Genomic DNA, 23429 nt, shown 5'->3' with positions numbered 1-23429 from the left:
AATATATATGCTCTTTGGGCTATTTGAATTTTCTAATTTATAGCATCGCCATTTCGTTCAATACATTGTAAACTGAGCTGCAGATACCCAGTAGAACGATACCCAACAGGCAGATAACCAGACAGGCACGTGTCATACCACTGCTACGGAAAGTGGGCAGCGGGTTGTCGTTCGGAGTAATGTACATCGCTTTCACGATGAGCAGGTAGTAATACAATGAGATGATTGTGTTGACCAATGCCAGGAATACTACCAGCCAGTGTCCGGCATGGAAAGCTGAAGCGAACACGAAGAACTTCGAGAAGAAACCGGCAAACGGCGGAATACCTCCTAGCGAGAAGAGTGCCAGTGTCATGATGAAGCTCAGGTGCGGGTTGGTTTTGTAGAAGCCGTTATAGGCATCGCGGTCTACACGTCCGCCGTTGTGTTGTTCTACAGTAGTGATGACACCGAAAATGGCAAGATTTGCCACGATGTACACGATGACATAGTAAACCAATGAAGCCATACCTTGTCCGTCGGCTCCAAGTACAGCCAACATAATGTAACCTGCCTGTGAGATACTACTGTATGCCATGAAGCGTTTCAGATCGTGCTGCAGGATAGCGAAGATGTTGGCAATGGTGATGGTTACAACAATAACTACCGACAGCATCAGGCTCCAGTTATCAATCATGGGACCGAATACTTTGACCAAAATGCTCATCAAAGCGAATGCTGCTGCACCTTTCGATATAACCGACAGGTATGCAGTAATGGCAGTTGGCGCACCTTGGTAGGTATCGGGTGTCCACATGTGGAACGGTACCAGACTCAGCTTGAAGCCCAAACCGGCGAAGAAGAAGACCATTGCCATGATTTGCAGCGGAGTGCCTGTAAGCAAGGCAGGCAGGTCATCGAAGTACATGGTTCCGCACGTGCCATAAACCAACGATAGGCCATATAGCATCAATGCCGATGAGAACATGGCGTTCAAGATAAACTTGGTGCCTGCCTCTGCACTATGATGCCGGTATTTGTCGAAGGCTATCAGGCAAGCCATCGGGATGCTGGCAAGTTCCAAACCTACATAGAAAAGCAGGAAGCTGCCTGCACTTACCATATAGTACATACCCAGCAGGGTAGAGAGTGTAAGCACATAAAATTCGCCGGATTTGTGGCGGGTGTCTTCGCGATTAATCCATGAGTCTGCCTGCATGAATACCAGCAAGGTGCCTACAGTGAGAACGGTCTTGACGATGGAAGCCATCGGAGTCGTACGGAACATACCTCCGAAAGCTTCGCCTGTGACCGGCATGATGTTCAGTGCGATTTGCACTACTAAAAGTCCGCATGCCAAACCCTGTAACGCCTTGTGGTTAGGCTGTTTCAGTATTAAGTCGGCAAGCAAGATGATAATCAGTATCACTGCCAGACTGATTTCTGCTTGCATGGCGGAAAATATTGCACTTATATCCATAATGTCTTGATTAATGTATTAATTGTGAAATGATAGGTTCGACACTTCCGCTGATGACGTCACTTACCCAGTACGGAGCAAGTCCAAGTCCGGCAACAGCTGCGATAAGGCAGATAACGGCAAGGCGTTCGTCCCATGTGGCGTCTGTCAGTTTCAGGTGTTCCGGATTCTTGCAGGTTCCATACAGGATTTTTCCAACAACGCGCAGGATGTACACTGCTGTGATGACGATACTCATCGTAGCGATGATGGTACAGGTGCGGTGGAAGAGGTCTGTATGCTGGAATGAACCGACAAAGACGGTCATTTCGGCAATAAATCCGCTTAAGCCCGGCAAACCGAGATTGGCAAGACCGGCAATCACATAACCTACTGCCAAAAAGGGCATGATTTTCATCAAGCCGCTTAACTGGCGGATGTCACGGGTATGTGTGCGTCCGTAAATCATACCGATGAGGGCAAAGAACAAGGCTGTCATCAAACCGTGGCTCAGCATCTGCAGGATAGCACCTGTCGAGCTGACACGGGTAGCCATCAGCAAAGCAAACAATACCAAGCCGCAGTGGCTTACAGATGAGTAGGCATTGATGTATTTCAAGTCGGTCTGTACGACGGCGCTGAATGCTCCGTAAACAACCGAGATAGTAGTCAATACCAAGAAGAAATCACCCCAATATGCCATACCGGTAGGCATCAGGTACATTGCCACACGGAAGCATCCGTAGCCTCCCAGTTTCATCAATACGCCGGCATGGAGCATAGATACGGCGGTCGGTGCCGAAGCGTGACCGTCAGGGCTCCATGTATGGAATGGGAAGAGGGCTCCCAGTACACCGAATCCCAAAAATACCATTGGGAAGAATACCTGTTGGAATTCAGTCGGTATTTTCAGTTTGGCGATTTCAATCACGTTCATGGTTTCTGCTCCGGCACCATAGAAGATACCCAGAATACCAATCAGCAGGAATGCCGAACCACCCATTAACATCAAGGTCAGCTTCATGGCAGAATATTCTTTGCGGCCGCTTCCCCATACGCCGATAAGCAGGTACATCGGAATCAATGCCACCTCGTAGAACATGAACATAGTGAACAGGTCGGTAGAGATAAAGAATCCGAATACACCGGTACTTAATAAAGTAAACCACATAAAATATTCTTTGGTAAGCGGCTTCAGCTTCCACGAAGCGAATGTTCCGGTGAACACGATGATGGCACTCAGCAGCAACATTACTACCGAAATACCGTCGACACCTACTGAGTAGGCAATGTGTAATGGGGCATACCAGCTGATGCTATCGGTAAAAAGCATTTCTTCGGTTGCACCCCCGTTTCGAAGTCCAATATAAGAAACGGTAAGGTATGCGGCAAGAACCAGCAGGATACTGGATCCGGCTACCATCACTCCTCTTACCTGATTCAGGTTGCGGGCTATCCATAAACCCAACAGCATCAGCAGAGGTACTAATACGAAAAGACTTAATATATTCATAATACTAATAACATGACGGTTAATACTATAACTCCACCCAGGAACCACATGGTATAGCTCTGGATTTTACCATTCTGTATAGGCTGGGCTGCTTCACCTGCCGCGTTGGTGCTCCAAGCCATGAAGTTCATGAATTGGTCGATAACGTGACGGTCGAACCAGGCAAGTGGAGTAGAGATGCAGCGGAAAATGATTTTCTTGGTTACGAACAACCAGATTTCATCCATGTAGAAACGCTTGTAAGCGGCACGGTGCAACGTCGGGAAACGTTTTGCCAGCATATCGGCAACCGGTTGCTTGTCGCGTGCATACATCCATGTAGCCAGTGCGATAGCAATCAGGGCTACCACGATGCTGGTTACTGCCACTTGGGTATTCAGGTGGATGTCGTAAGCATGACCGTTAGCTGAAACAAAGTGACCGAACGGAAGAATCCAACCACAAACAATAGTGATGGCTGCAAGTACCATCAGCGGGAAAGTCATGCTCAGCGGACTTTCGTGCGGGGTATGATGTTCGTGCAGTTCCTTATTCTCTGTTCCCCAGAAGATGCCGTAGTACAGACGGAACATGTAGAATGCTGTCATGCCGGCGATAATCGTCATAATCCAACCGATTACCGGACTGAACTGGAAGCAGGCGGTCAAGATTTCATCTTTTGAGAAGAAACCTGAGAACGGAGGGATACCTGCAATAGCCAGGCAGGCAATCAGGAAGGTGATGTGGGTAATCGGCATATACTTGCGCAAACCGCCCATGGTAGACATTTCGTTGCTATGTACGGCATGGATGATACATCCGGCACCCAGGAACAACAAAGCCTTGAACATGGCGTGAGTGAACAGGTGGAACATACCAGCCATATAGCCCAAACCGCCTTCATGCGGGTCGGCAGAAGTACAAACTCCCAGTGCTACCATCATGAAACCAATTTGAGAAATGGTTGAGAAGGCAAGCACACGCTTGATATCGCTCTGCACACAGGCGACAGATGCCGCATAGAAAGCTGTGAATGCACCTACGTATGCTACAAGATGTAGTGTCTCGGGGGCATAGCCGATAAACAATGGGAACATGCGGGCTACCAGGTAAACACCGGCAACCACCATGGTAGCAGCATGGATAAGGGCGCTGACTGGTGTAGGACCTTCCATGGCATCGGGCAACCAGATGTGCAACGGGAACATGGCACTCTTACCAGCACCACCAATGAACATCAGTCCGAGGGCTAACGGCAGTACCATACCGCATTTCATCAGCTGTTCCTGTTCGGGAGTGAAAGTAAAGGTTCCCATATAGAAACCGTAAAGCAGAATACCGATGAGGAAGCCCAAATCGGCAAAACGTGTAACGATGAATGCTTTTTTGCTTGCTGCAATGGCTTCTGGCTTCGTATAATAGAATCCGATAAGCAAATAAGAAGAAACACCCACTAACTCCCAGAACACGTACATCTGGAAAATGTTGGTAGCAAGGACCAATCCCAGCATAGAGAATGAGAAAAGCGACAAGAATGCATAATAACGCTGGAATCCCACTTCTCCTTTCATGTAACCGAATGAGTAGATATGCACCATCAGGCTGACCGTCGAGATGACAACCAGCATCATTACCGAAATCGGGTCGAGCAAGATGCCCATGTCAATGTGCAGCGAGGTGTTGAAGGGTAGCCATTGGATATTCCAAGGCATCAGCGTCTGGAAAACTCCTTCTGCCGTGCGTGGAGCCGTGAAGTATTCGTAAGCGGTGAGGTAGCTCAGAATCGTAACAGCTGTCAGTGACAATGTGCCGATGAGCCCCGCTACGCGATGTTTCATGTACATACCCGTCAGTCCCAATATCAGGAAACTCAGAACGGGCAGCGCGAGTATCAGTATTGTATATTCCATAATCGATAATTGTTTTAGTTATCCTTTCATGTCGGTGATGTCATCGGTCAGGACTTGTTTCACGTTGCGGTACACATTGATGATAATGGCTATCGCTACGGCTGTTTCAGCTGCTGCGATGGCAATACCGAATAACGTGAAGAAATGTCCTTCCAGTTGTCCTGGAAAAAGATAACGGTTGAATACGGCAAAGTTAATGTTCGTTGCATTCAGCATAAGCTCGACGGAGATGAGCAGTGCCAGCAGGTTTTTGCGGGTAAAGAATCCGTAAATACCACAAAACATCATGATGGTACTGATGACCAAGTAATGTATTACATGTATTTCCATAAATTGAACCTCCTGTTTATTTTTCCTTTCGTGCGATCAGGATGCCACCAATCATACATGCCAGCAGCAAGACACTGACTACCTCAAAAGGTAATACAAATTGATATTTATCCGTTCCTACAAGAGCCAAGCCAACTTCGCGTGAGGGAAGTTCTTCTCCCAGCGGGATAGTGTTGAGGGCAAATCCATTGGTGAAAAGCAGCAAGAGAACCAATGCGGCACCTACTACTGTGGTAGCGAGCAGGCTGAATAGCTTGGCTTTGCTTACTTTGTATTTCATGTCTTTGTCCGAACGGGTCAATGCGATAGAGAATACATACAATACAATGATACCTCCGGCATACACCATCAGCTGGACAGCACCCAAGAACGTGTAGCCCAGCATAAAGAATATCGCCGCGGTTCCGAAGAGAACAAACAGCAGGTAGGTAGCGGCACGCAACAGTTTGCCTGTGGTTACAGCAAGTACCGAGCACACTGCAATGGCGAGTGCCACTACGAAGAATACGATATTTTGAAATGATAGTATTTCCATATTCTATTTTGATTATTTAGCGAGGGTTGAACCTTCGTGGTTAAGGGTCAAGACGAGCTTGTCTTTCTCGAACACCGCGTTTTCAAAATCGTTGGTGAACTCAATGGCACCATGAGGGCAGGCATTCACACACAAGTTGCAAAACATGCACGAGCCAAGATTGTACTCATATTTGACCAATACTTTTTTCTTCTTTCCGTCGGCATCTTCACGCGTTTCTGTCGTGAGTTTGATTGTGCCGTTCGGGCAATTCATCTGACACAGTCCGCACGCGATGCAGTGATGATGGTTCTCTTCATCGTGAATCATCGTCAGCTTGGCACGGTGGCGTTCGGGGATGTGCAGGGTCGTATGACGGTTTTCAGGATATTGCTCGGTAATTTTCGGTTCCAAAAACACTTTCATCGAAGTGCGCAGGCCGATAAGCAAGCTTTTTAAGCCTGAAGCATATCCTTTTATATAGTCGCTGAAACTTTCCATGTTAATTCTGTATTAAAAAACGAGTCCATAAACTTTGCATACAGCCATCACCAGCATGACGAGCAATGACAACGGCATGATGTATTTCCATTCCAAGGTCAGTACTTGGTCGATACGCAGACGTGGGTAAGTCCAACGCAGCCACATCAGCAGGAATACGACGAAGAACGTTTTTCCCAAGAACCATACAATACCCGGAATGTAGTCCATTACAGCGTTGAATCCGTCAAGACCGGCAATGTGTAGCGGCATCCATCCTCCCAGGAAGAGGGTAGTGGCGATTCCCGATGTGATGAACAGGTTCAGGTATTCTGCCAAGTAAAAGAATCCGAAATGCATACCCGAATATTCGGTATGGTATCCGGCTGTCAGTTCTTGTTCTGCTTCGGCAAGGTCGAACGGGCCACGGTTTGCCTCGGCATTACCTGCAATCAGATAGATGATGAATGCTACGATGGCTACGATATGTCCCTTGAAAATGTTCCAGCCGTTGGCTTGACTCATTACGATTTCGTGGATATCCATTGTTCCACTTAGCATCACCATGGTCAGTACCGTGATTCCGATAGAGATTTCGTAGCTGATGAGCATTGCACCGCTTCGTACGGCACCGATAAGGGTATATTTGCTGTTACTACTCCAACCGGCAAGCAAAATGCCCAGGATACCGATGGAAGAGGCTGCCAGCACAAACAAGATGCCGATGTTCATACTCAGAATTTCTCCACCATTGTGCCAAGGCAGGCAGGAGAACGTCAAGATGGAGGCAAGAATCACAAGGAAAGGAGCCAGACCGTATAGGAACTGGTCGGCATTCTTCAGCTTGAATACTTCCTTGATCAGAATCTTGATAACGTCTGCCGGAACTTGCAGCAGACCTCCTTTGCCACCTACACGGTTGGGACCGATACGGCACTGGAAAGCCGCGCAGACCTTACGTTCCATATAAATAAGGATGATGGCAAGCACGGCATATAATACCAAAATAATAACACCCACAACGACACATTCCAGGAAAATGGCAAGACCTTCCGGCATTATACCGCACAGCCAAGAGTGGATGGCGGCCAAGAGCGGTTGCAGGTTATAGTAATCTAAAAATGCTTGGTTCATATTGGTTTATTCTTAATTTTTAATAGGCTTGCGCCGAACGTTGTTTCTTCTTTCTCATCGGTCGATATCCGGGATAACGAAGTCTACCGAAGCACCGATGGCAATCAGGTCGGCAAATTTCCAGCCACGGCAAAGTGTGTCCATCGCCTGTACCAGTGGCAATCCTGTCGAGCGGAAGTGCATACGGTAAGGAGTCTTGTCACCATGACTTTCGATTACGACACCAAATTCGCCACGGCTTGCCTCTACTGCCGATGTCCAGATACCTTCCGGCAACTTGATAATCGGTTTGGTCTTTACGCGGAATTCACCTGCCGGAATGTTGTCTATCAGTTGTTCGATGATGCGGCATGATTCCATGATTTCGTCCATACGTACCATGTAGCGTGCGAAAGTATCACATTCGTTGTAAGTGATTTGCTTGAAATCCACCTTGTCATACAATGCATACGGGTGGCGTTTGCGCACATCGTTTGCCCATCCTGTAGCACGTCCTGTACCTCCGGTGCATCCCATTGAGATAGCGTCTTCTTTGGTCAGGATACCTACGCCTTTCATACGGGTATCAGCAATGACGTTTCCGGTAAAGATATCGTGATAGTCCTTGATGACTTTACGCAGATGCTTGATGAAATCTTTCACTTTCTGGCAGAAAGTGGGGTGAATATCATCTTGCACGCCGCCGATTACGTTATAGTGCTGAATCAGACGTCCTCCTGTAGTTTCCTCGAAGATGTCGAGTATCATCTCTCTTTCACGGAATCCGTAGAAGAACGGAGTCATGGCACCCATATCCAATACCAGACAAGAATAGAACAGCAAGTGAGAATCGATACGTTGAAGCTCGTCCATGATGGTGCGGATGTATTGTGCACGTTCCGAGATGTCGATGCCGGCAGCTTGTTCGATACATGTACACAGTGCGTGGCGGCTTTGGTGGGCACTCAGATAGTCCAGACGGTCGGTCATGCCCAATGTCTGCGGATAAGTCAGGCTTTCGTTCATCTTTTCGATGCCGCGGTGGATGTATCCCAATACGGGATCGACTTTCTTGACCACTTCTCCGTCAAGCGCGATGCGCATACGTAATGCACCGTGTGTAGACGGGTGTTGGGGACCCATGCTTACGACAAAATCATCTTCACCGAACACACGGTGGTCAATGCCTTGCAGGGTTCCGTCGCGTTGCAGACGGTATTCTTTGGTAATATCCGCATTGATTTCATTGTCCAAACGCAAAGGGTTTGATTTCATATCGTAGTCTTTGCGCAGCGGCCAGCCTATCCAGTCTTCCCGCAAGAAAAGACGGCGCATGTCCGGATGGCCGGTAAACAGGATGCCGAAAAAGTCGTATACCTCGCGTTCTTTGATGAGGGCAGTCTTCCATAAATCGCTTACAGTGGGAAGCAACGGCTGTTGGCGGTCGGTTGTTGCGGTGCGGATGGCTATGGTATCGCCCGTTACGGTCGATTCCATGAAGTAGATGGCTCCCAGGCCTTCTTCACCCCAGTCCATGCCTACAATGTCGCGCAAGAAATCCATCGGGCTTTGCGGGTCGTTTCTCAATCCTTCTGCCACGTGACGGAAATCGCTTAATGGCACTTTGATGACTCCGGCATTTCCCGGACACACTTCTGCTCCTTGTATTGTCTTCATTACGTCGTCACGTTTCATACCTGACCTCCTTTCGCCTTTTCTGTTTCGTTATCGTTTACCTCATCATTTGCTTCGGTCTTGCGGTTTACACCTCCCAGGTAGCGTTCTACCTTCATTTTGCGTTGCAATTGCATCAAACCGTAATAGAAGGCTTCAGGACGTGGAGGGCAGCCGGGAATGTATACGTCGACAGGAATTACTTTGTCGATACCGTTTACTACGTTGTAGGATTTGATGAACGGACCTCCTGAAATGGTACATCCGCCTACGGCAACTACATACTTGGGCTCTGCCATCTGATCGTACAGACGTTTCATTACAGGAGCAGTACGATAGGTGATGGTACCCATTACCACCAGTACATCGGCTTGGCGAGGGGAGTTACGTGTTACCTCGAATCCGAAACGTGCCATGTCGTAACGTGCGGCACCCAATGCCATGAATTCGATGGCGCAGCAGCTTGTTCCCAGCAACAATCCCCATACAGAATTGCTTCGTCCCCAGTTGATCAGGTCATCGAAAGTGGTCAGGATAACACCTGCACCATCATCGTTCAACTGCTGGACCATGCGTTCCAGATAGTCGTTGTTCTTGAACTCATCATACTGCATAGAGCGGATTTTCGGTTTCTTTATTTCCATTCCAACGCTCCTTTCCGCCAGGCGTATGCCAAGCCCAAAATTAATACTAACAAGAAGAATGATACACACACTAATGCGTAGGCACCGATTTCAGTCACTACATTCGCCCACGGGAAGAGGAATACGGTCTCGATGTCGAACATCAGGAACAAGATGGCAAACAGGTAATAGCCTGCCTTGAACTGTACCCATGACTGTCCGCGGGTCGGGATACCGCACTCATATGGTTCACCCTTTTGCGGGTTGAACGTGTGAGGCGCGATAAGGTTTGAAATCGTCAGTGCCGCTACCACCAGCACAACGGCTGTCAGGATAGCTACAACTAAAAACGTGAAAAACATATATATAATTATATTTGATGATAATTCTCTTGTCGTGTGCGATTACGGCCGGTCTCGGAAAAGGCACACACCATTCCTGCCCTTATAGGTGGCACTATAAAGGATTCATAAAGTATTAGTGTGGGTTTTGTCCGTTTTTTCATTGCTGACCAGTCTGAAAACTGGAGGCAAAGATACGTATTTATTTTTAATTAACAGGAAGCAAAATTGCATAAAAAAGTAGACAAGCGGGCAAATATTTAAGAATCTCTATGTTGGGCTAATGGTAAAAGCGGTTCAGAGGAGGGGTTTGGAGGTGTGAAGACAGTCTGTTGTCAATTCTTGTTGGTCAGGACAGGTGCAAGGCTGGACTGTGTAATTTGATGCAATCGGTATGTGTATGCTGGTGTGGCTTGTCGGGTGGAGGAAGGTGTATGGATGTCCAGAAATGAGAATGTCTGCATCTGACCAATCATTATTCCAGCATATATCAACTGCATGATAAGATGCATTGCAGTCCTTGCCCAGTCCCAGTACCAGTAGGACTGCAGTCCTACTGGTACTGGGACTGGCAACGCAGTTAACTGTCTTTGCCGACACAATCTTATCCCGGAAAAGGACAAGCAATGTCCGCTGCCTCCGCCCCATAATTATGCCCACAATGATGGTATAGCAATAGGGGAATGCGGAACATCCTCTAAAACAATTCACAAAATAAACCTGGGCAAGATTTAGGAACTGTCTCTTAGAAGCTGTTTTGAATTTCTCCAAAAAGTTTTTCTTGGCTTGATGTATCTGTTTTCGTGTGTGCTTTGGGCGATTTTTTGGTCTTTTTCGCTCCTGTTCTTCGTCAGATAGCCCGCTATCTTCCTCATCACAGAAGCGAAAATGCCTCAAAAACTCATCCCAAATCATCGCACGATAAATTCAAAACAGCTTCTTAATTGAAGAATTTTTCTAATTTTTTAATCATCATGTTCAGGCAGAACACCACAACGTGGTCGTTTTCCTGAATGGTAGTGTTACCTGTTACCAAGATACCTTCTCCGTTTCGTATCAGTCCTCCGATGGTAGCTCCTTTGGGTAATCCGGCATCTTTTACCTGCGAACGGGTGATGCGTGCTCCTGCCTTGACGGTAAACTCTGCTACATCGGCATTGGCAAAGGTAAGACATTTCACGTTCGATACGTCTGCATCCAGCATCATCTGGTAAATATGGCTTGCTGCGATGAATTTCTTGTTGATGACACAGCCTATGTCCATGCTTTCAGCCATACTGATGTAGTCTACGTTTTCTACTTGTGCTACGGTTTTGCTCACACCCATCCGTTTGGCTGCAAGGCAGGCAAGGATATTTGTTTCGGCGCTTCCGGTCAGGGCAACGAATGCTTCAGTGTTTTTGATGCCCTCTTCTGTCAGCAGGTCTAAGTCTCGTCCGTCTCCGTTGATAATCATTACTTTATCGTCTACCAGTTCGGTCAGGCGATTGCAACGTGCATAGTCGCTTTCGATAATTTTGGTACGCATGTATTCGGGCATGTATTGTACTGTGCGCACGGCGATGCGGCTTCCTCCCATAATCATCACGTTACGCACGTCGGCATAGTTTTCTTTGCCTGCAATTTTGCGGATATAGGGTATGTATTTTTTTGTGGTGGTAAAATACACAATATCGTTCAGCAGGATAGAGTCATCACCTCTGGGGATGATGGTTTCATTGCCACGCTTGATGGCAACGATGTGGAATGGAATGTTTTGTCCGCCTAGTTCGTAGAGGGGAATGTTTAAGATTTCGGCCGTTTCCCGCATCTTGGTTCCGATAAGCACGAGTGCGCCTCCTGCAAACTCCCACCACTGGCGTATCCAGCTCATCTTGACTGCGTCGACAATGTCTTTTGCTGCCAGCATTTCAGGGTAGATGAGTGAATGTACTCCACGTTTGGCGAAAAATTCCTGGTATTTAGGCAGCAAGTATTCGTAATTGTCGATACGGGCTACGGTTTTCTTGGCTCCTAGTCCGGCAGCAAGCATGCAGGCGGTCATGTTCTGGCTCTCGTTGGGAGTGACGGCTATAAACAAGTCGGCATTTGCCGTTCCTGCTTCTTTCAGTCCGGATATGGAAGTAGGAGAGATGTTGACCGTCATCAGGTCGAAATTGTTGCCAAGTTTTCCCAGTCTGTCTTCGTCTTCATCCATGAGGATGATGTCTTGTTTTTCTCCAGCCAGCAGTTTGGCAAGATGGGTGCCTACTGCGCCTGCTCCTGCAATAATGATTTTCATACTTCAAGTAAATGAATAAGTGTGTTATATATCGTTGTCTTGTCTATACCACAGATGGCATGTAAGGCTTCTACGGGTCCGTGTGGAATGAAACGGTCGGGGATGCCCAGTCGTTTGACGACAGGTGTATATCCGTTATCGGACATGAATTCGAGTATGGCACTACCCATTCCTCCTTTCAGGATGCCGTCTTCTACGGTAACGATACGATGGAATCGTTTTCCTATTTCGTGGAGCATGGCTTCGTCTAATGGTTTCAGAAAACGTAAGTCATAATGGGCAATGCTCTTCCCTGTATGTGCCTCGCTTTCGGTAATAGCCTGTGCGGCATCGTTGCCGATAGGACCGATGGTGATAACGGCAAGGTCGGAACCGTCTTTCAGCTTTCTGCCTTTTCCTACCTCGATGGCTTCAAACGGACATTCCCAGTCAGTCTGTGTTCCTCTGCCACGTGGATATCGGATAGCGAATGGTCCTTGGTCGGGTAGTTGTGCTGTGTACATCAGTTTACGTAGCTCGTGCTCGTCGTATGGTGATGCGATGGTCAAGTTAGGAATAGGGCGCAAATAAGCCAAATCGAATATACCGTGATGAGTCGGTCCGTCTTCTCCTACCAATCCTGCACGGTCTAGGCATAGCACTACGTTCAACCGCTGGATAGCTATGTCGTGAATGATGTTATCGTAGGCACGTTGCATAAATGATGAGTAGATATTACAGAACGGTTGTAATCCTTCTTTTGCCATTCCTCCTGAAAAAGTTACGGCGTGTCCTTCGGCGATGCCTACGTCAAAAGCCCGGTCGGGCATGGCTTTCATCAATATGTTCATCGAACATCCGGTAGGCATGGCAGGGGTGACACCGATAATTTTCTTGTTTTGCCTTGCCAGTTCCAATAAGGTATTGCCAAATACGTCCTGAAACAGGGGAGGCATTCCGGTAGTGTCAGGAATGATACGTTCACCGGTTTCTTTATTGAATTTTCCGGGAGCGTGCCAAAGGGTCGCTTCTTTTTCAGCCGGTTTGAACCCTTTGCCTTTAACGGTATGGATATGCAACAGTTTTGGTCCTTTCATGTCCTTTATTTCTTTCAGGACTTTGGTCAGTGAAAGCACGTCGTGTCCGTTTACTGGCCCGAAATAGCGGATGTTCATTCCTTCGAAAATGTTTTGCTGTTGGGTCAATACCGATTTTAGGCTGTTGTTGAACCTCAGCAGGCTTTTTTGGCGTTCTTCTGTCAGAATGCCTATTTTACGCAGCTTTTGAGCGATGGCAAAACGCAGACGGTTGTATCCTTCCGAGGTTTGCAGGTTCAGCAGGTATTGTTTCATGCCTCCTACGCTACGGTCGATGGCCATGTTGTTGTCGTTAAGGATAATCAACAGGTTATTGGGAGTGGATGAGGCATTGTTCAGTCCTTCGAAAGCCAGTCCGCCACTCATTGACCCGTCTCCGATGATGGCTACTACATGCCGGTCGTCTTCTCCTTTTCGCGAGGCGGCGACCGCCATTCCTAATGCGGCAGAGATGGAATTGGATGCGTGTCCGCAGGTGAATGTATCGTATTCGCTTTCGGCAGGTGAGGGAAAGGGGCACAAACCGTTCAGTTTCCGGTTGGTGCAGAACCGGTCACGGCGTCCGGTCAGAATCTTGTGACCGTATGCCTGATGCCCTACGTCCCATACGATGCGGTCGTAGGGAGTGTTGAATACGTAATGAAGGGCAACTGTCAATTCAATAACTCCCAAGCTTGAACCGAAATGCCCAGGATTACGGGAAAGTTCGTCAATAATCATTTCCCTAAGCTCTTTGCAAACTTCCGGAAGTAAATCGGCTGGAAGATGGCGCAAATCCTTTGGACTATCTATTTTGTTCAACAATTCGTAAGAAGTAGCTTGTTCCATCTGATTTCTTTTCAATATTAATGGTGCAAAAGTACAATAAATATGTGTAGAGTGTTTACATTTGTACCAAAAATAACGAATATAGTCTGTTTATGGAGTTTAGAACAAAAGTGGATTTACCTGTAGGGATGCCTCCAGTCAATCATTCGGATGTGTTGATGTTGTGGGGATCTTGCTTTGCTGAAAATATCGGGAAGTTGTTTATGGATTATAAATTCAGGTGTGATGTGAACCCGTTTGGTGTGTTATACAATCCAAGTTCGATAGCTGAGGCTATTTCGCAGGTGGATTGTCCTTTTATATATAATAAGGAAAATCTGAAGGAATATCAGGGTGTTTGGTATAGCTTGATGCATCATAGCAGTTTCTCGTCGCGCAATCCCGAAGAATGTCTGACTAAAATCAATGCCCGGTTGCTACATGCTAGAGAATGTCTGCATCAGGCACATTGGGTGATGTTCACTTGGGGAACCGCTTGGGTATATGAGTGGAAAGAAAACGGACAGGTAGTGGGGAACTGTCATAAATTGCCTGGGAATTGTTTTAACCGTCGGTTGTTGGGAGTAGATGAAATCGTAGGGGCTTATTCCTTGTTGGTGGAGAGGTTGTCAGCGTTGAAGCCTGATTTGCACTTTTTGTTTACAGTGAGTCCTATCCGTCATGTAAAAGATGGTATGCATGGTAATCAAATCAGTAAATCTGTGTTGTTGTTGGCCGTGCAAAAACTGATAGACGCCTATCCAGCCCGTTGTTTTTATTTTCCTTCTTATGAAATCATGGTGGATGAATTACGTGATTACCGTTTTTATGCTGATGATATGTTGCATCCGTCATTCCAAGCTGTCCATTATATATGGGAATGTTTTGGGCAGACTTTTTTTCCGCCGGCTACCCACCGCTTCCTTAAAGATTGGGAAGTGGTGAAAAAAGGACTGGAACATCGTCCGTTTGACCCTGATTCGAAGCAATATCAGCGTTTTTTAAGTCAAATACTGTTAAACATAGAAGCGCTAAAAGAAAAATTCGCGTACTTAGATGTCCAAAATGAAATTAATCTATGTCAAGCTCGATTGAAGAAATAGTTTCCGTAATAGGAGCAAATCGTGTCGGAGACCGTCCGGCACAGGTTGATTGGATACTGACTGATAGTCGTTCGTTATGTTTTCCGGAAGAAACATTGTTTTTTGCGCTGAAGACTAAACGCAATGACGGCCATAAGTATATTGAAGAATTGTATGCACGGGGTGTATATAATTTTGTAGTTACTGAAATTCCGAAAAAGATGCAGGGCTGTAAAGATATAAACTTTCTGGTCGTGAGTAATGTGCTGAAAGCTTTACAGCGTTTGGCTGCTAAGCATCGTGAGCAATTCGATGTCCCTGTTGTGGGCATTACGGGAAGTAATGGGAAAACGGTGGTAAAGGAATGGCTTTACCAGTTGCTAAGCCCGGAACGGAGAATTACACGTTCGCCGCGCAGTTATAATTCTCAGATCGGTGTTCCTTTGTCGGTTTGGATGATGGATTCACATACGGAACTGGGTATTTTCGAAGCAGGTATTTCTGAAATGGGGGAAATGGAAGCCTTAGAGCCTATTATCCGTCCCACTATCGGTGTGTTGACTAATATAGGTGGTGCTCATCAGGAGAATTTTACTTCTTTGCAGGAGAAATGTATGGAGAAATTGCTCTTGTTTAAGGATTGTGATGTAATTATTTATAATGGCGATAATGAACTGATAAGCAGTTGTGTGGCGAAATCGTTGTTCGCAGCGCGTGAAATTGCCTGGTCAATGAAAGATGTGGAACGCCCTCTTTTTGTCGAGAAAATAGAAAAAGATGCTACGGGTACGACTGTGAAATATAGGTATTTGGGATTTTTTAAAGAATACCGTATTCCGTATATTGATGATGCTTCCATTGAAAATTCACTGAATTGCCTGGCGGTAGCTTTATATCTGATGGTCTCGCCTGAGACAATAGCCGAACGGATGGCTTGTCTGGAACCGGTAGCTATGCGGCTGGAAGTGAAAGAGGGTAAAAACGGCTGTGTGTTGATAAATGATAGTTATAATTCAGATTTTGCTTCGTTAGACATAGCACTTGATTTTATGGCAAGGCGGTCTGAAGGTAAAATGCGCCGTCGTACGTTGATTCTGTCGGACATTCTGGAGACTGGGCAGCCGGGAAAATTGCTTTATCGCCAAGTCGCAGACTTGGTTCATAGTAGAGGAGTAGACCGGTTAATAGGAGTGGGCGAAGAGATTTCGGCTGCTTCGGCTCGTTTCGAAGTGAAGGATAAACAATTTTTCCAGACTACGAAAGAACTGATAGCTTCCGGTGTGCTTGCTTCGTTACGGGACGATGTCGTTCTGGTGAAGGGGGCGCGAGCTTTTCATTTTGATGAGGTGACGGATTTGTTGGAGTTGAAAGTACACGAAACAATTCTGGAAATAAACCTGAATGCTTTGGTCGATAATTTGAATTATTACCGCAATAAACTGAAACCTGAGACTAAATTGATGTGTATGGTCAAGGCATCGGCATACGGGGCTGGTCCGTTTGAAGTGGCAAAGACTTTGGAAGAACACCGGGTTGATTACCTGGCTGTGGCTGTGGCAGATGAAGGAGCTGATTTGCGGAAGGCAGGCATTACTTGCCCTATCATAATCATGAATCCAGAAGTGACGGCATTTAAGACAATGTTTGCCTATCGCCTTGAACCGAATATTTATGGCTTTCGCATTTTGGAAGATCTGATTAAAGCTGCCGAACGGGAAGGAGTGTCTAATTTCCCTATCCATATTAAAATTGATACGGGCATGCACCGCTTAGGGTTCGATCCGTATAACGATATGAAACCGTTGGTTGAACGTTTGAATCGTCAGTCGGCAGTAATACCACGTTCGGTCTTTTCACATCTGGTGGGAAGTGATTCTTCTCGTTTCGATGCTTTTACACGAAAGCAGATTGAAACGTTTGAAGCCGCTTCGGCCGAATTGCAGGCCGGATTTACGCATAAGATTTTACGTCATATTTGTAATACGGCGGGTATCGAACGCTATCCGGGAGCACAATTTGATATGGTACGGTTGGGTATAGGATTGTATGGGATTGATCCTTATACCAATCGTGTCTTGCATAACGTAAGTACGCTGAAAACTACAATTTTGCAAATTCATAATGTATCAGCAGATGAAACTATTGGCTATAGCCGGAAGGGAGTGTTGCACCGTGACTCACGCATTGCCACTGTTCCTATAGGATATGCTGATGGATTGAATCGGCATTTGGGGAACGGTAATGCCTACTGTTTGGTGAATGGACAGAAAGCCCCGTATATAGGCAATATCTGCATGGATGTGTGTATGATTGATGTGACAGGTATAGACTGTAAGGAAGGGGATAAGGTGGTTGTCTTTGGAGATGACCTGCCCGTGACGGTGTTGTCGAATGCTCTTGATACGATACCTTACGAGATTTTGACCAATGTTTCGAATCGCGTAAAACGGGTATATTTTCAAGATTGAAAAGTCGTTTAGTCGTATTTTATGGCAAAATATGAGGCGATTTTTAGCGAGAATGTAGTAAAAGAGGGGGATATTCAAATAAAATTTAAAATTTAAGCCAAAATAACGGCATTTGATTTTGATATGTCATGAATTTCTTTTTTCTTTGTAGCTGTAAAAAACATTTGGGGCAATAAGCCTGCCTGATATCTTTGTTAACGTAAACTAAGAAGACGGTGCAAGTGTGTTGTCCCAGTAAGAAGACCGACATTCAATTAAATTTCTAATTAATATTAAAAGAGTAATTTTATGGAAACTACTAAAAAACAAAAACAAGGATTTAAGGGAATTGAAGCTGCTGGTTTAGTTATTATCGCATGCTTTATTGTTGCATTGTGTATTTACAAGTTCGTGTTGGGCGATCCGTCTAACTTCATGAACAATGACCCGAACAACCACCCGCTGCCGGGTAACATGTTGGGTACTATCTACAAAGGTGGTGTTGTAGTACCGGTTATCCAGACTTTATTGTTGACTGTGTTGGCATTGAGCGTTGAGCGTTATTTCACTATCCGTGCTGCTTTTGGCCGTGGTAAATTGGTTAAATTCGTTGCTCAGATTAAAGATGCTCTGGCAAAGAATGATATGGAAGCTGCTCAGGCATTGTGCGACAAGCAACGCGGTTCTGTAGCAAATGTAGTAGGTGCAACTTTGCAGACTTATCGTGAGATGGAACAAAATGCTGAATTGGATAAAGACCAGAAGGTATTGGCTATCCAAAAATCATTGGAAGAAGCTACTGCATTGGAAATGCCGATGTTGCAGCAGAACTTGCCGATTATCGGTACGATTACTACATTGGGTACATTGATGGGATTGCTCGGTACAGTTATCGGTATGATCCGTTCATTTGCCGCTCTGTCTGCTGGTGGTGGTACTGACTCAGTTGCGTTGTCAACCGGTATTTCTGAAGCCTTGATCAACACTGCATTCGGTATCTTGACTGGTGCGTTGGCAGTTATTTCTTACAACTACTTTACTAACAAGATTGATAAACTGACTTACAGCCTTGACGAAGTAGGCTTCTCTATCGTACAGACATTCAACGCTACCCATAAATAAACAAGAGACACTTATTGGTCTTTGTGTAAGACGGAAAACGTTATAACTAATTTTTAATAAATAGTTAATTATGGGTAAAGTTCAAATAAAAAAGAAGTCCATGTTTATCGACATGACTGCCATGAGTGACGTGACCGTGTTGCTGCTTACTTTCTTTATGTTGACAGGTAACTTCATTAAGAAAGAGCCGGTACAGGTCGTTACTCCGGGTTCGGTTTCCGAAATCAAGATTCCGGAAACGAACATTCTGCAGATTCTTGTCGAACCGAGTGGCAAGATTTTTATGAGTCTTGACAAACAGCAGGATATGGCAGCTACATTGGAAGCCGTAGGAAAAGAATATGGTCTGAGTTTCACTCCGGAAGAAGTGAAAAAGTTCTCGGTATTCCAAACGTTCGGCGTTCCAATGAAGAATATGAAGCAGTTCCTCGCACTTCCAGGCGAAGAGCAGGACAAGATATTGAAGGATTACGGAATTCCTTGTGACAGTGTGGACAACCAATTTAAGGCTTGGATACGTAATGCACGTGCAACAAACCGCGACTTGCGTATTGCTATCAAGGCCGACCAAAGTACTCCTTATTCTGTCATTAAGAACGTGATGAGTTCTCTTCAAGATTTGAAGGAAAACAGATACAATCTGATTACTTCATTGAAACAAGTGTCTGACGAATAAAAAAGGAGAATTTTAAATATGGCTGAAATACAAGATAATGGTGGAGGCAAAAAAGGTAAAGGATCAAAGCAGAAAAAAATGGCTGTTCGCGTCGACTTCACGCCGATGGTGGATATGAACATGCTTTTGATTACTTTCTTTATGCTCTGTACCTCGTTGAGCAAACCTCAGACGATGGAAATTAGTATGCCGACCAATGATGAGAATATTACTGAAGACCAGCAGAATAAAGTAAAGGCTTCGCAAGCTCTTACAATGCTGTTGGATGCAGATAATAAGCTATATTATTATGAAGGCGAACCTAATTACGAGGATTATACTTCTTTGAAAGAAACCGATTATACTGCCAATGGTATCCGTAAAGTATTGCTCCGCAAGAACTACGAAGCCGTGAAGAAAGTAGAAGAGTTGAAGCAGAAGAAGGCTAATCTGGAAATTACGGAAGACGAGTACAAAAAGCAGGTATCGGAAGTAAAGGCTGCCAAAAATACACCGACTGTGATTATTAAGGCAACCGATAAATCTACTTACAAGAACCTGATTGACGCGTTGGATGAAATGCAGATTTGCAGTATCGGTAAATATGTGATTGTTGACATTACGGAAGGAGATCAGTTCCTGATCGACAATTATAATTCCAAGGGTCAGCTGACCAGAGATGCAGCAGCTAGTTGAAATGTGTAACACCTTAAAAAGAAAAGAATATGGCAAAAATAGATTTGATTTCTTTGGAATGGTGTGAGCTCATTTTCAAAGATAAAAATAAAGCTTACGGTGCGTATAAAATGCGCCGTGATTTTGGTAGACGTCAGTTGGCTGCTATCATTATTGTAATTGTCGTTGCTGCTGTAGGTTTCTACCTTCCTCGACTGATACAGATGGCTATTCCGGAAAAGGAAGAGGAAATGTTGGAAGTAACACAGCTTTCACAATTGGAAGAACCAGAAGTTAAGCAAGAAGAGTTGGTAAAACCGGTAGAACAGATCGCTCCTCCTCCTCAGTTGAAGAGTACCATCAAATTTACTGCTCCGGTCATTAAGAAAGATGAAGAAGTAGCAGACGAAGATGAATTGAAGAGTCAGGACGAGTTGACCGAATCAAAGGTGCAGATTTCTATTGCCGATGTGAAGGGTAACAACGAATTGGAAGGTGCTGATATCGCTGATTTGCAAGAAGTGATTACACAAGCTCCTGAAGAGAAAGAAGAACCTTACACGATGGTAGAACAGATGCCGCAGTTCCCCGGTGGTCCGGCTGAATTGATGAAATACATTTCGAAGAATCTGCGTTATCCGGCTATTGCTCAGGAAAACGGTATTCAGGGACGTGTTATTTTGCGATTTGTCGTGACTGCAGAAGGTAATGTGGAAGATGTGCAGGTTTTGCGTTCTTTGGATCCCTATTGTGACAAAGAAGCTGTACGTGTAGTACAATCTTTGCCGAAGTGGATTCCGGGTAAGCAGAATGGACGTAATGTACCGGTATATTACACTTGTCCGATTGTATTTAGATTGCAGTAATATTTTAAGGAAGCGTGTATGAAAGGAAGTCTTTTAGGTTGTGTTTGTTTACTTTTGGCGTTGGTTTCTTGTAGTCAGAAGCAGGCGGGCGATGGTCAGACTTTGTATTCGGGTTCCATAAAGATTGCAGTAGATGAATCGCTGCGGCCGATTATGGAAGAAGAATTGCAAGTGTATCTGGCATTGACTCCAGAGGCTGAAGTAACTCCTATTTATTGTAGTGAGGTGGAAGCCATTAATTTGCTTTTGCAAGATAGTGTGCGGCTGGCGATTGCAAACCGGCGCTTGAGTGATAAAGAACTGGCTTCTTTTCATACGCGCAAATTCTTTCCAGAGTCCATTCGAATGGCAGTGAGTGGCATTGCTCTGATTACGAATCTGGAGAATGAAGATTCGTTGATAACAGTAGGGCAGTTCCGTCAAATTTTGACTGGTAAAGTAAAATCGTGGAAAGAGTTATATCCGACCTCTCGTTTAGGTGATTTGAATGTAGTGTTTGATAATCCTAATTCGGGAACTATACATTATGCTATTGATTCAATCTGTAAAGGCGAGCCGTTGGCTTCAAATTTGACAGCATTGAAATCGAATGAGGAAGTTATCGAGTATGTATCTAAGACTCCTAATGCGTTGGGAGTTATCGGAGCTAACTGGGTAGGTAATGCAGCAGATTCTACTCACCTTACGTTTAATGAAAGTGTAAAGGTGATGTCTGTCAGCAATTCAGGACATGCGACGGTAGGAAACAGTTATAAGCCCTATCAGGCTTATCTTGCTTTGAGAGAATATCCATTGGTTCATGATGTCTTTATTTTAATAAACGATCCACGTAGTGCTTTGCCAACCGGTTTGATGACTTTCCTTACAAGTGACAAAGGACAAAGAATTATCCTGAAGTCGGGTATTGTGCCGGCAACGCAGCCTGTTCGTTTAGTGAATGTGAAAGATGAGTTTTAATAAGGAATTAATATATGATTATGAAAACTAGAGTTTTGAGTGCATTTTGTTTGAGCTTTTTGTTGTCTGCTTCTCTGTATGCTCAGGAGCCTTTGACTCCCGATATGACAAAGCAGATTGACAAGATTGCTGCAATGATTAAAGATAATCCAGATGCTGCTGAAGATGCTTTCGATGAACTTCTGAAAGGTAAAAATAAAAAGAATGTATCTTTGTTGGTTGCCATTGGTAAAGCATATTTAGACAATGGTAAAATGGATGCAGCGAAAGAATATGCAGAACGTGCAAGAAAAGTGGATTCGAAAAATGGAGAGAGTTATGTTCTGCAGGGAGATATTGCTCTGTCTGTGAAAGATGTGGGTACAGCTTGCGGTTATTATGAACAAGCTATCTTGTTTGACGAGGATTGTTATGATGCATATTATAAGTATGCAAATGCATATATTGGTGTAAATCCTCAGTTGTCAGTAAATATGTTGCTGAAGCTGAAAGAAAAACATCCGACAGAAATTCGTGTTGACCGAGAATTGGCAAATGCTTATTATCAGATGGGTAGTTATGGTAAAGCTAAACAGGTCTTTGATGAATATATGCAAAAAGGAAATCCGGATGTGCAGGATTATTCACGCTATTCGATGTTGCTTTATTTAAATAAAGATTATGCACAGTCATTAGACATGGTCAATAAAGGTTTGGCTATGGAAGCAGACAATCATTTGTTGAAGCGCTTGAAAATGTATGACTTGTATGAAACGAAGGCATATACAGAGGGTATTCAGGCTTCAGATGTATTCTTTGCTGACCCGAACAATCCGGATTATGTATATATGGATTATTTGTATCGGGGACGTCTGTACGCAGCCAATAATGAAGTAGATAAGGCTATGGTCGAATTTGATAAGGCCATGAAAGCAGATGAAAAGAGTGAACATCCTGAAATAGCTAAAGAAGCTTCAGAAGCACAACAGAAAGCGCAAAATTATCCGGAGGCCATCCGTTTTTATCAGTTGTATTTAGACGGTATGAAGGATAAGGCTGAAGTGACAGACTTGTTCATGTTTGGCCGTTTGTATTATATGGCTGCGGGTGCGATGACGCCGACTCCGGGTGATTCTACAGCCAATCAGTCTGTAGCCGCTGTAGATACTATCCAGCGTAAAGCGTATTTGATGGAAGCTGATACTATTTTTGCCCAGGTTGCTGAACGGGTGCCTGATAATTATTTGGGTAATTTTTGGCGTGCGCGTACAAATGCTATGCTTGATCCTGAAACTACAATGGGATTGGCAAAACCTTATTACGAAAAGGCACTTGCTATTTTGGAGCAGAATCCGAAAGCATCAAAGAATGTGCTTATCGAATGTGAAAGTTACTTGGGGTATTATTATTTCTTGAAAGAGGAATATGAACAATCTAAGGTTTATTGGGAAAAGATTCTTGCAATAGATCCGGAGAATCCTACAGCTAAACAGGCAATGGAAGGTCTCAAGCCTTAGTATTTAAATATATAGATTAAAGATTTCAACGTTAAGGACACTGCAGGAGG

21 protein-coding genes are annotated in these 23429 nt (G+C 44.9%); 8 read left to right on the top strand and 13 right to left on the bottom strand.

Annotated elements, in window-relative coordinates; all coding sequences use genetic code 11:
* Nucleotides 1-37 precede the first annotated feature (37 nt).
* From B5G04_RS03135 to dxs, 13 genes are all read right to left on the bottom strand, one after another.
* Entirely contained in the window at nt 38-1459 is a 1422-nt protein-coding gene (locus B5G04_RS03135; protein WP_022039674.1) for an NADH-quinone oxidoreductase subunit N, read from the bottom strand.
* Between the two features lie 10 nt (nt 1460-1469).
* The gene (locus tag B5G04_RS03130) at nt 1470-2951 is read right to left on the bottom strand and encodes an NADH-quinone oxidoreductase subunit M (RefSeq protein ID WP_087210630.1); all 1482 of its coding nucleotides are present in this window, start codon (nt 2949-2951) and stop codon (nt 1470-1472) included.
* Complete coding sequence (nuoL, locus tag B5G04_RS03125) at nt 2948-4840, bottom strand: NADH-quinone oxidoreductase subunit L (RefSeq protein ID WP_022039676.1); 1893 nt, start codon at nt 4838-4840, stop codon at nt 2948-2950. Before nuoL ends, B5G04_RS03130 begins: the two co-directional genes overlap by 4 nt.
* An 18-nt stretch (nt 4841-4858) precedes the next feature.
* On the bottom strand, nt 4859-5170 hold the full coding sequence (gene nuoK / locus B5G04_RS03120) for an NADH-quinone oxidoreductase subunit NuoK (RefSeq protein WP_022039677.1): 312 nt from the start codon (nt 5168-5170) through the stop codon (nt 4859-4861).
* Between the two features lie 16 nt (nt 5171-5186).
* A complete protein-coding gene (locus B5G04_RS03115) occupies nt 5187-5705 on the bottom strand; it encodes an NADH-quinone oxidoreductase subunit J (protein WP_022039678.1) in 519 nt (172 codons plus the stop codon).
* A gap of 12 nt (nt 5706-5717) precedes the next feature.
* Nucleotides 5718-6185, bottom strand: coding sequence for a 4Fe-4S binding protein (locus tag B5G04_RS03110; protein ID WP_022039679.1), 468 nt, complete (start codon nt 6183-6185; stop codon nt 5718-5720).
* Nucleotides 6186-6197: 12 nt separating this feature from the next.
* A complete protein-coding gene (nuoH, locus tag B5G04_RS03105) occupies nt 6198-7223 on the bottom strand; it encodes an NADH-quinone oxidoreductase subunit NuoH (RefSeq protein WP_191764353.1) in 1026 nt (341 codons plus the stop codon).
* Nucleotides 7224-7352: 129 nt separating this feature from the next.
* Entirely contained in the window at nt 7353-8972 is a 1620-nt protein-coding gene (locus tag B5G04_RS03100; RefSeq protein WP_143270420.1) for an NADH-quinone oxidoreductase subunit C, read from the bottom strand.
* Nucleotides 8969-9595 (bottom strand): NADH-quinone oxidoreductase subunit B, encoded by a 627-nt coding sequence (locus tag B5G04_RS03095; protein ID WP_087210640.1) that lies wholly within the window; start codon nt 9593-9595, stop codon nt 8969-8971. The genes B5G04_RS03100 and B5G04_RS03095 overlap by 4 nt, the downstream gene beginning before the upstream one ends.
* The gene (locus B5G04_RS03090) at nt 9586-9936 is read right to left on the bottom strand and encodes an NADH-quinone oxidoreductase subunit A (RefSeq protein ID WP_022039683.1); all 351 of its coding nucleotides are present in this window, start codon (nt 9934-9936) and stop codon (nt 9586-9588) included. Before B5G04_RS03090 ends, B5G04_RS03095 begins: the two co-directional genes overlap by 10 nt.
* A gap of 276 nt (nt 9937-10212) precedes the next feature.
* Nucleotides 10213-10830 (bottom strand): hypothetical protein, encoded by a 618-nt coding sequence (locus B5G04_RS19605; RefSeq protein WP_158100022.1) that lies wholly within the window; start codon nt 10828-10830, stop codon nt 10213-10215.
* Nucleotides 10831-10855: 25 nt separating this feature from the next.
* Entirely contained in the window at nt 10856-12196 is a 1341-nt protein-coding gene (trkA, locus tag B5G04_RS03085) for a Trk system potassium transporter TrkA (RefSeq protein WP_022039685.1), read from the bottom strand.
* A complete protein-coding gene (dxs, locus tag B5G04_RS03080) occupies nt 12193-14100 on the bottom strand; it encodes a 1-deoxy-D-xylulose-5-phosphate synthase (RefSeq protein ID WP_087248225.1) in 1908 nt (635 codons plus the stop codon). Before dxs ends, trkA begins: the two co-directional genes overlap by 4 nt.
* Nucleotides 14101-14192: 92 nt before the next feature.
* Here dxs and B5G04_RS03075 point away from each other — a divergent pair, with 92 nt between their 5' ends.
* The 8 genes from B5G04_RS03075 (at nt 14193) to B5G04_RS03040 (ending at nt 23379) form a co-directional block, all read left to right on the top strand.
* Nucleotides 14193-15182 (top strand): GSCFA domain-containing protein, encoded by a 990-nt coding sequence (locus B5G04_RS03075; RefSeq protein ID WP_087395725.1) that lies wholly within the window; start codon nt 14193-14195, stop codon nt 15180-15182.
* Nucleotides 15158-17629 carry a bifunctional UDP-N-acetylmuramoyl-tripeptide:D-alanyl-D-alanine ligase/alanine racemase gene (locus tag B5G04_RS03070; protein WP_087248229.1) on the top strand — a complete coding sequence of 824 codons (2472 nt, stop codon included), beginning with the start codon at nt 15158-15160 and terminating at the stop codon, nt 17627-17629. Before B5G04_RS03075 ends, B5G04_RS03070 begins: the two co-directional genes overlap by 25 nt.
* A 288-nt stretch (nt 17630-17917) precedes the next feature.
* Nucleotides 17918-18730, top strand: a complete 813-nt coding sequence (locus tag B5G04_RS03065; RefSeq protein ID WP_022039689.1) for a MotA/TolQ/ExbB proton channel family protein — start codon at nt 17918-17920, stop codon at nt 18728-18730.
* Between the two features lie 70 nt (nt 18731-18800).
* A complete protein-coding gene (locus tag B5G04_RS03060; protein ID WP_087211778.1) occupies nt 18801-19406 on the top strand; it encodes a biopolymer transporter ExbD in 606 nt (201 codons plus the stop codon).
* 18 nt (nt 19407-19424) lie between these two features.
* Complete coding sequence (locus B5G04_RS03055; protein WP_022039691.1) at nt 19425-20081, top strand: biopolymer transporter ExbD; 657 nt, start codon at nt 19425-19427, stop codon at nt 20079-20081.
* Nucleotides 20082-20110: 29 nt separating this feature from the next.
* Nucleotides 20111-20926 (top strand): energy transducer TonB, encoded by an 816-nt coding sequence (locus B5G04_RS03050; RefSeq protein WP_022039692.1) that lies wholly within the window; start codon nt 20111-20113, stop codon nt 20924-20926.
* An 18-nt stretch (nt 20927-20944) separates the two neighbouring features.
* Nucleotides 20945-21883 (top strand): substrate-binding domain-containing protein, encoded by a 939-nt coding sequence (locus B5G04_RS03045; protein WP_022039693.1) that lies wholly within the window; start codon nt 20945-20947, stop codon nt 21881-21883.
* Between the two features lie 20 nt (nt 21884-21903).
* Nucleotides 21904-23379 (top strand): tetratricopeptide repeat protein, encoded by a 1476-nt coding sequence (locus tag B5G04_RS03040; RefSeq protein WP_087248326.1) that lies wholly within the window; start codon nt 21904-21906, stop codon nt 23377-23379.
* Nucleotides 23380-23429 lie beyond the last annotated feature (50 nt).

Origin of the sequence: Bacteroides sp. An51A, from assembly GCF_002161565.1 — a bacterium.
In the GTDB taxonomy this organism is placed as follows: domain Bacteria; phylum Bacteroidota; class Bacteroidia; order Bacteroidales; family Bacteroidaceae; genus Phocaeicola; species Phocaeicola intestinalis.
Note: the sequence above shows the minus strand (reverse complement) of the source record. Positions and strands in the feature narration are given on the sequence as shown.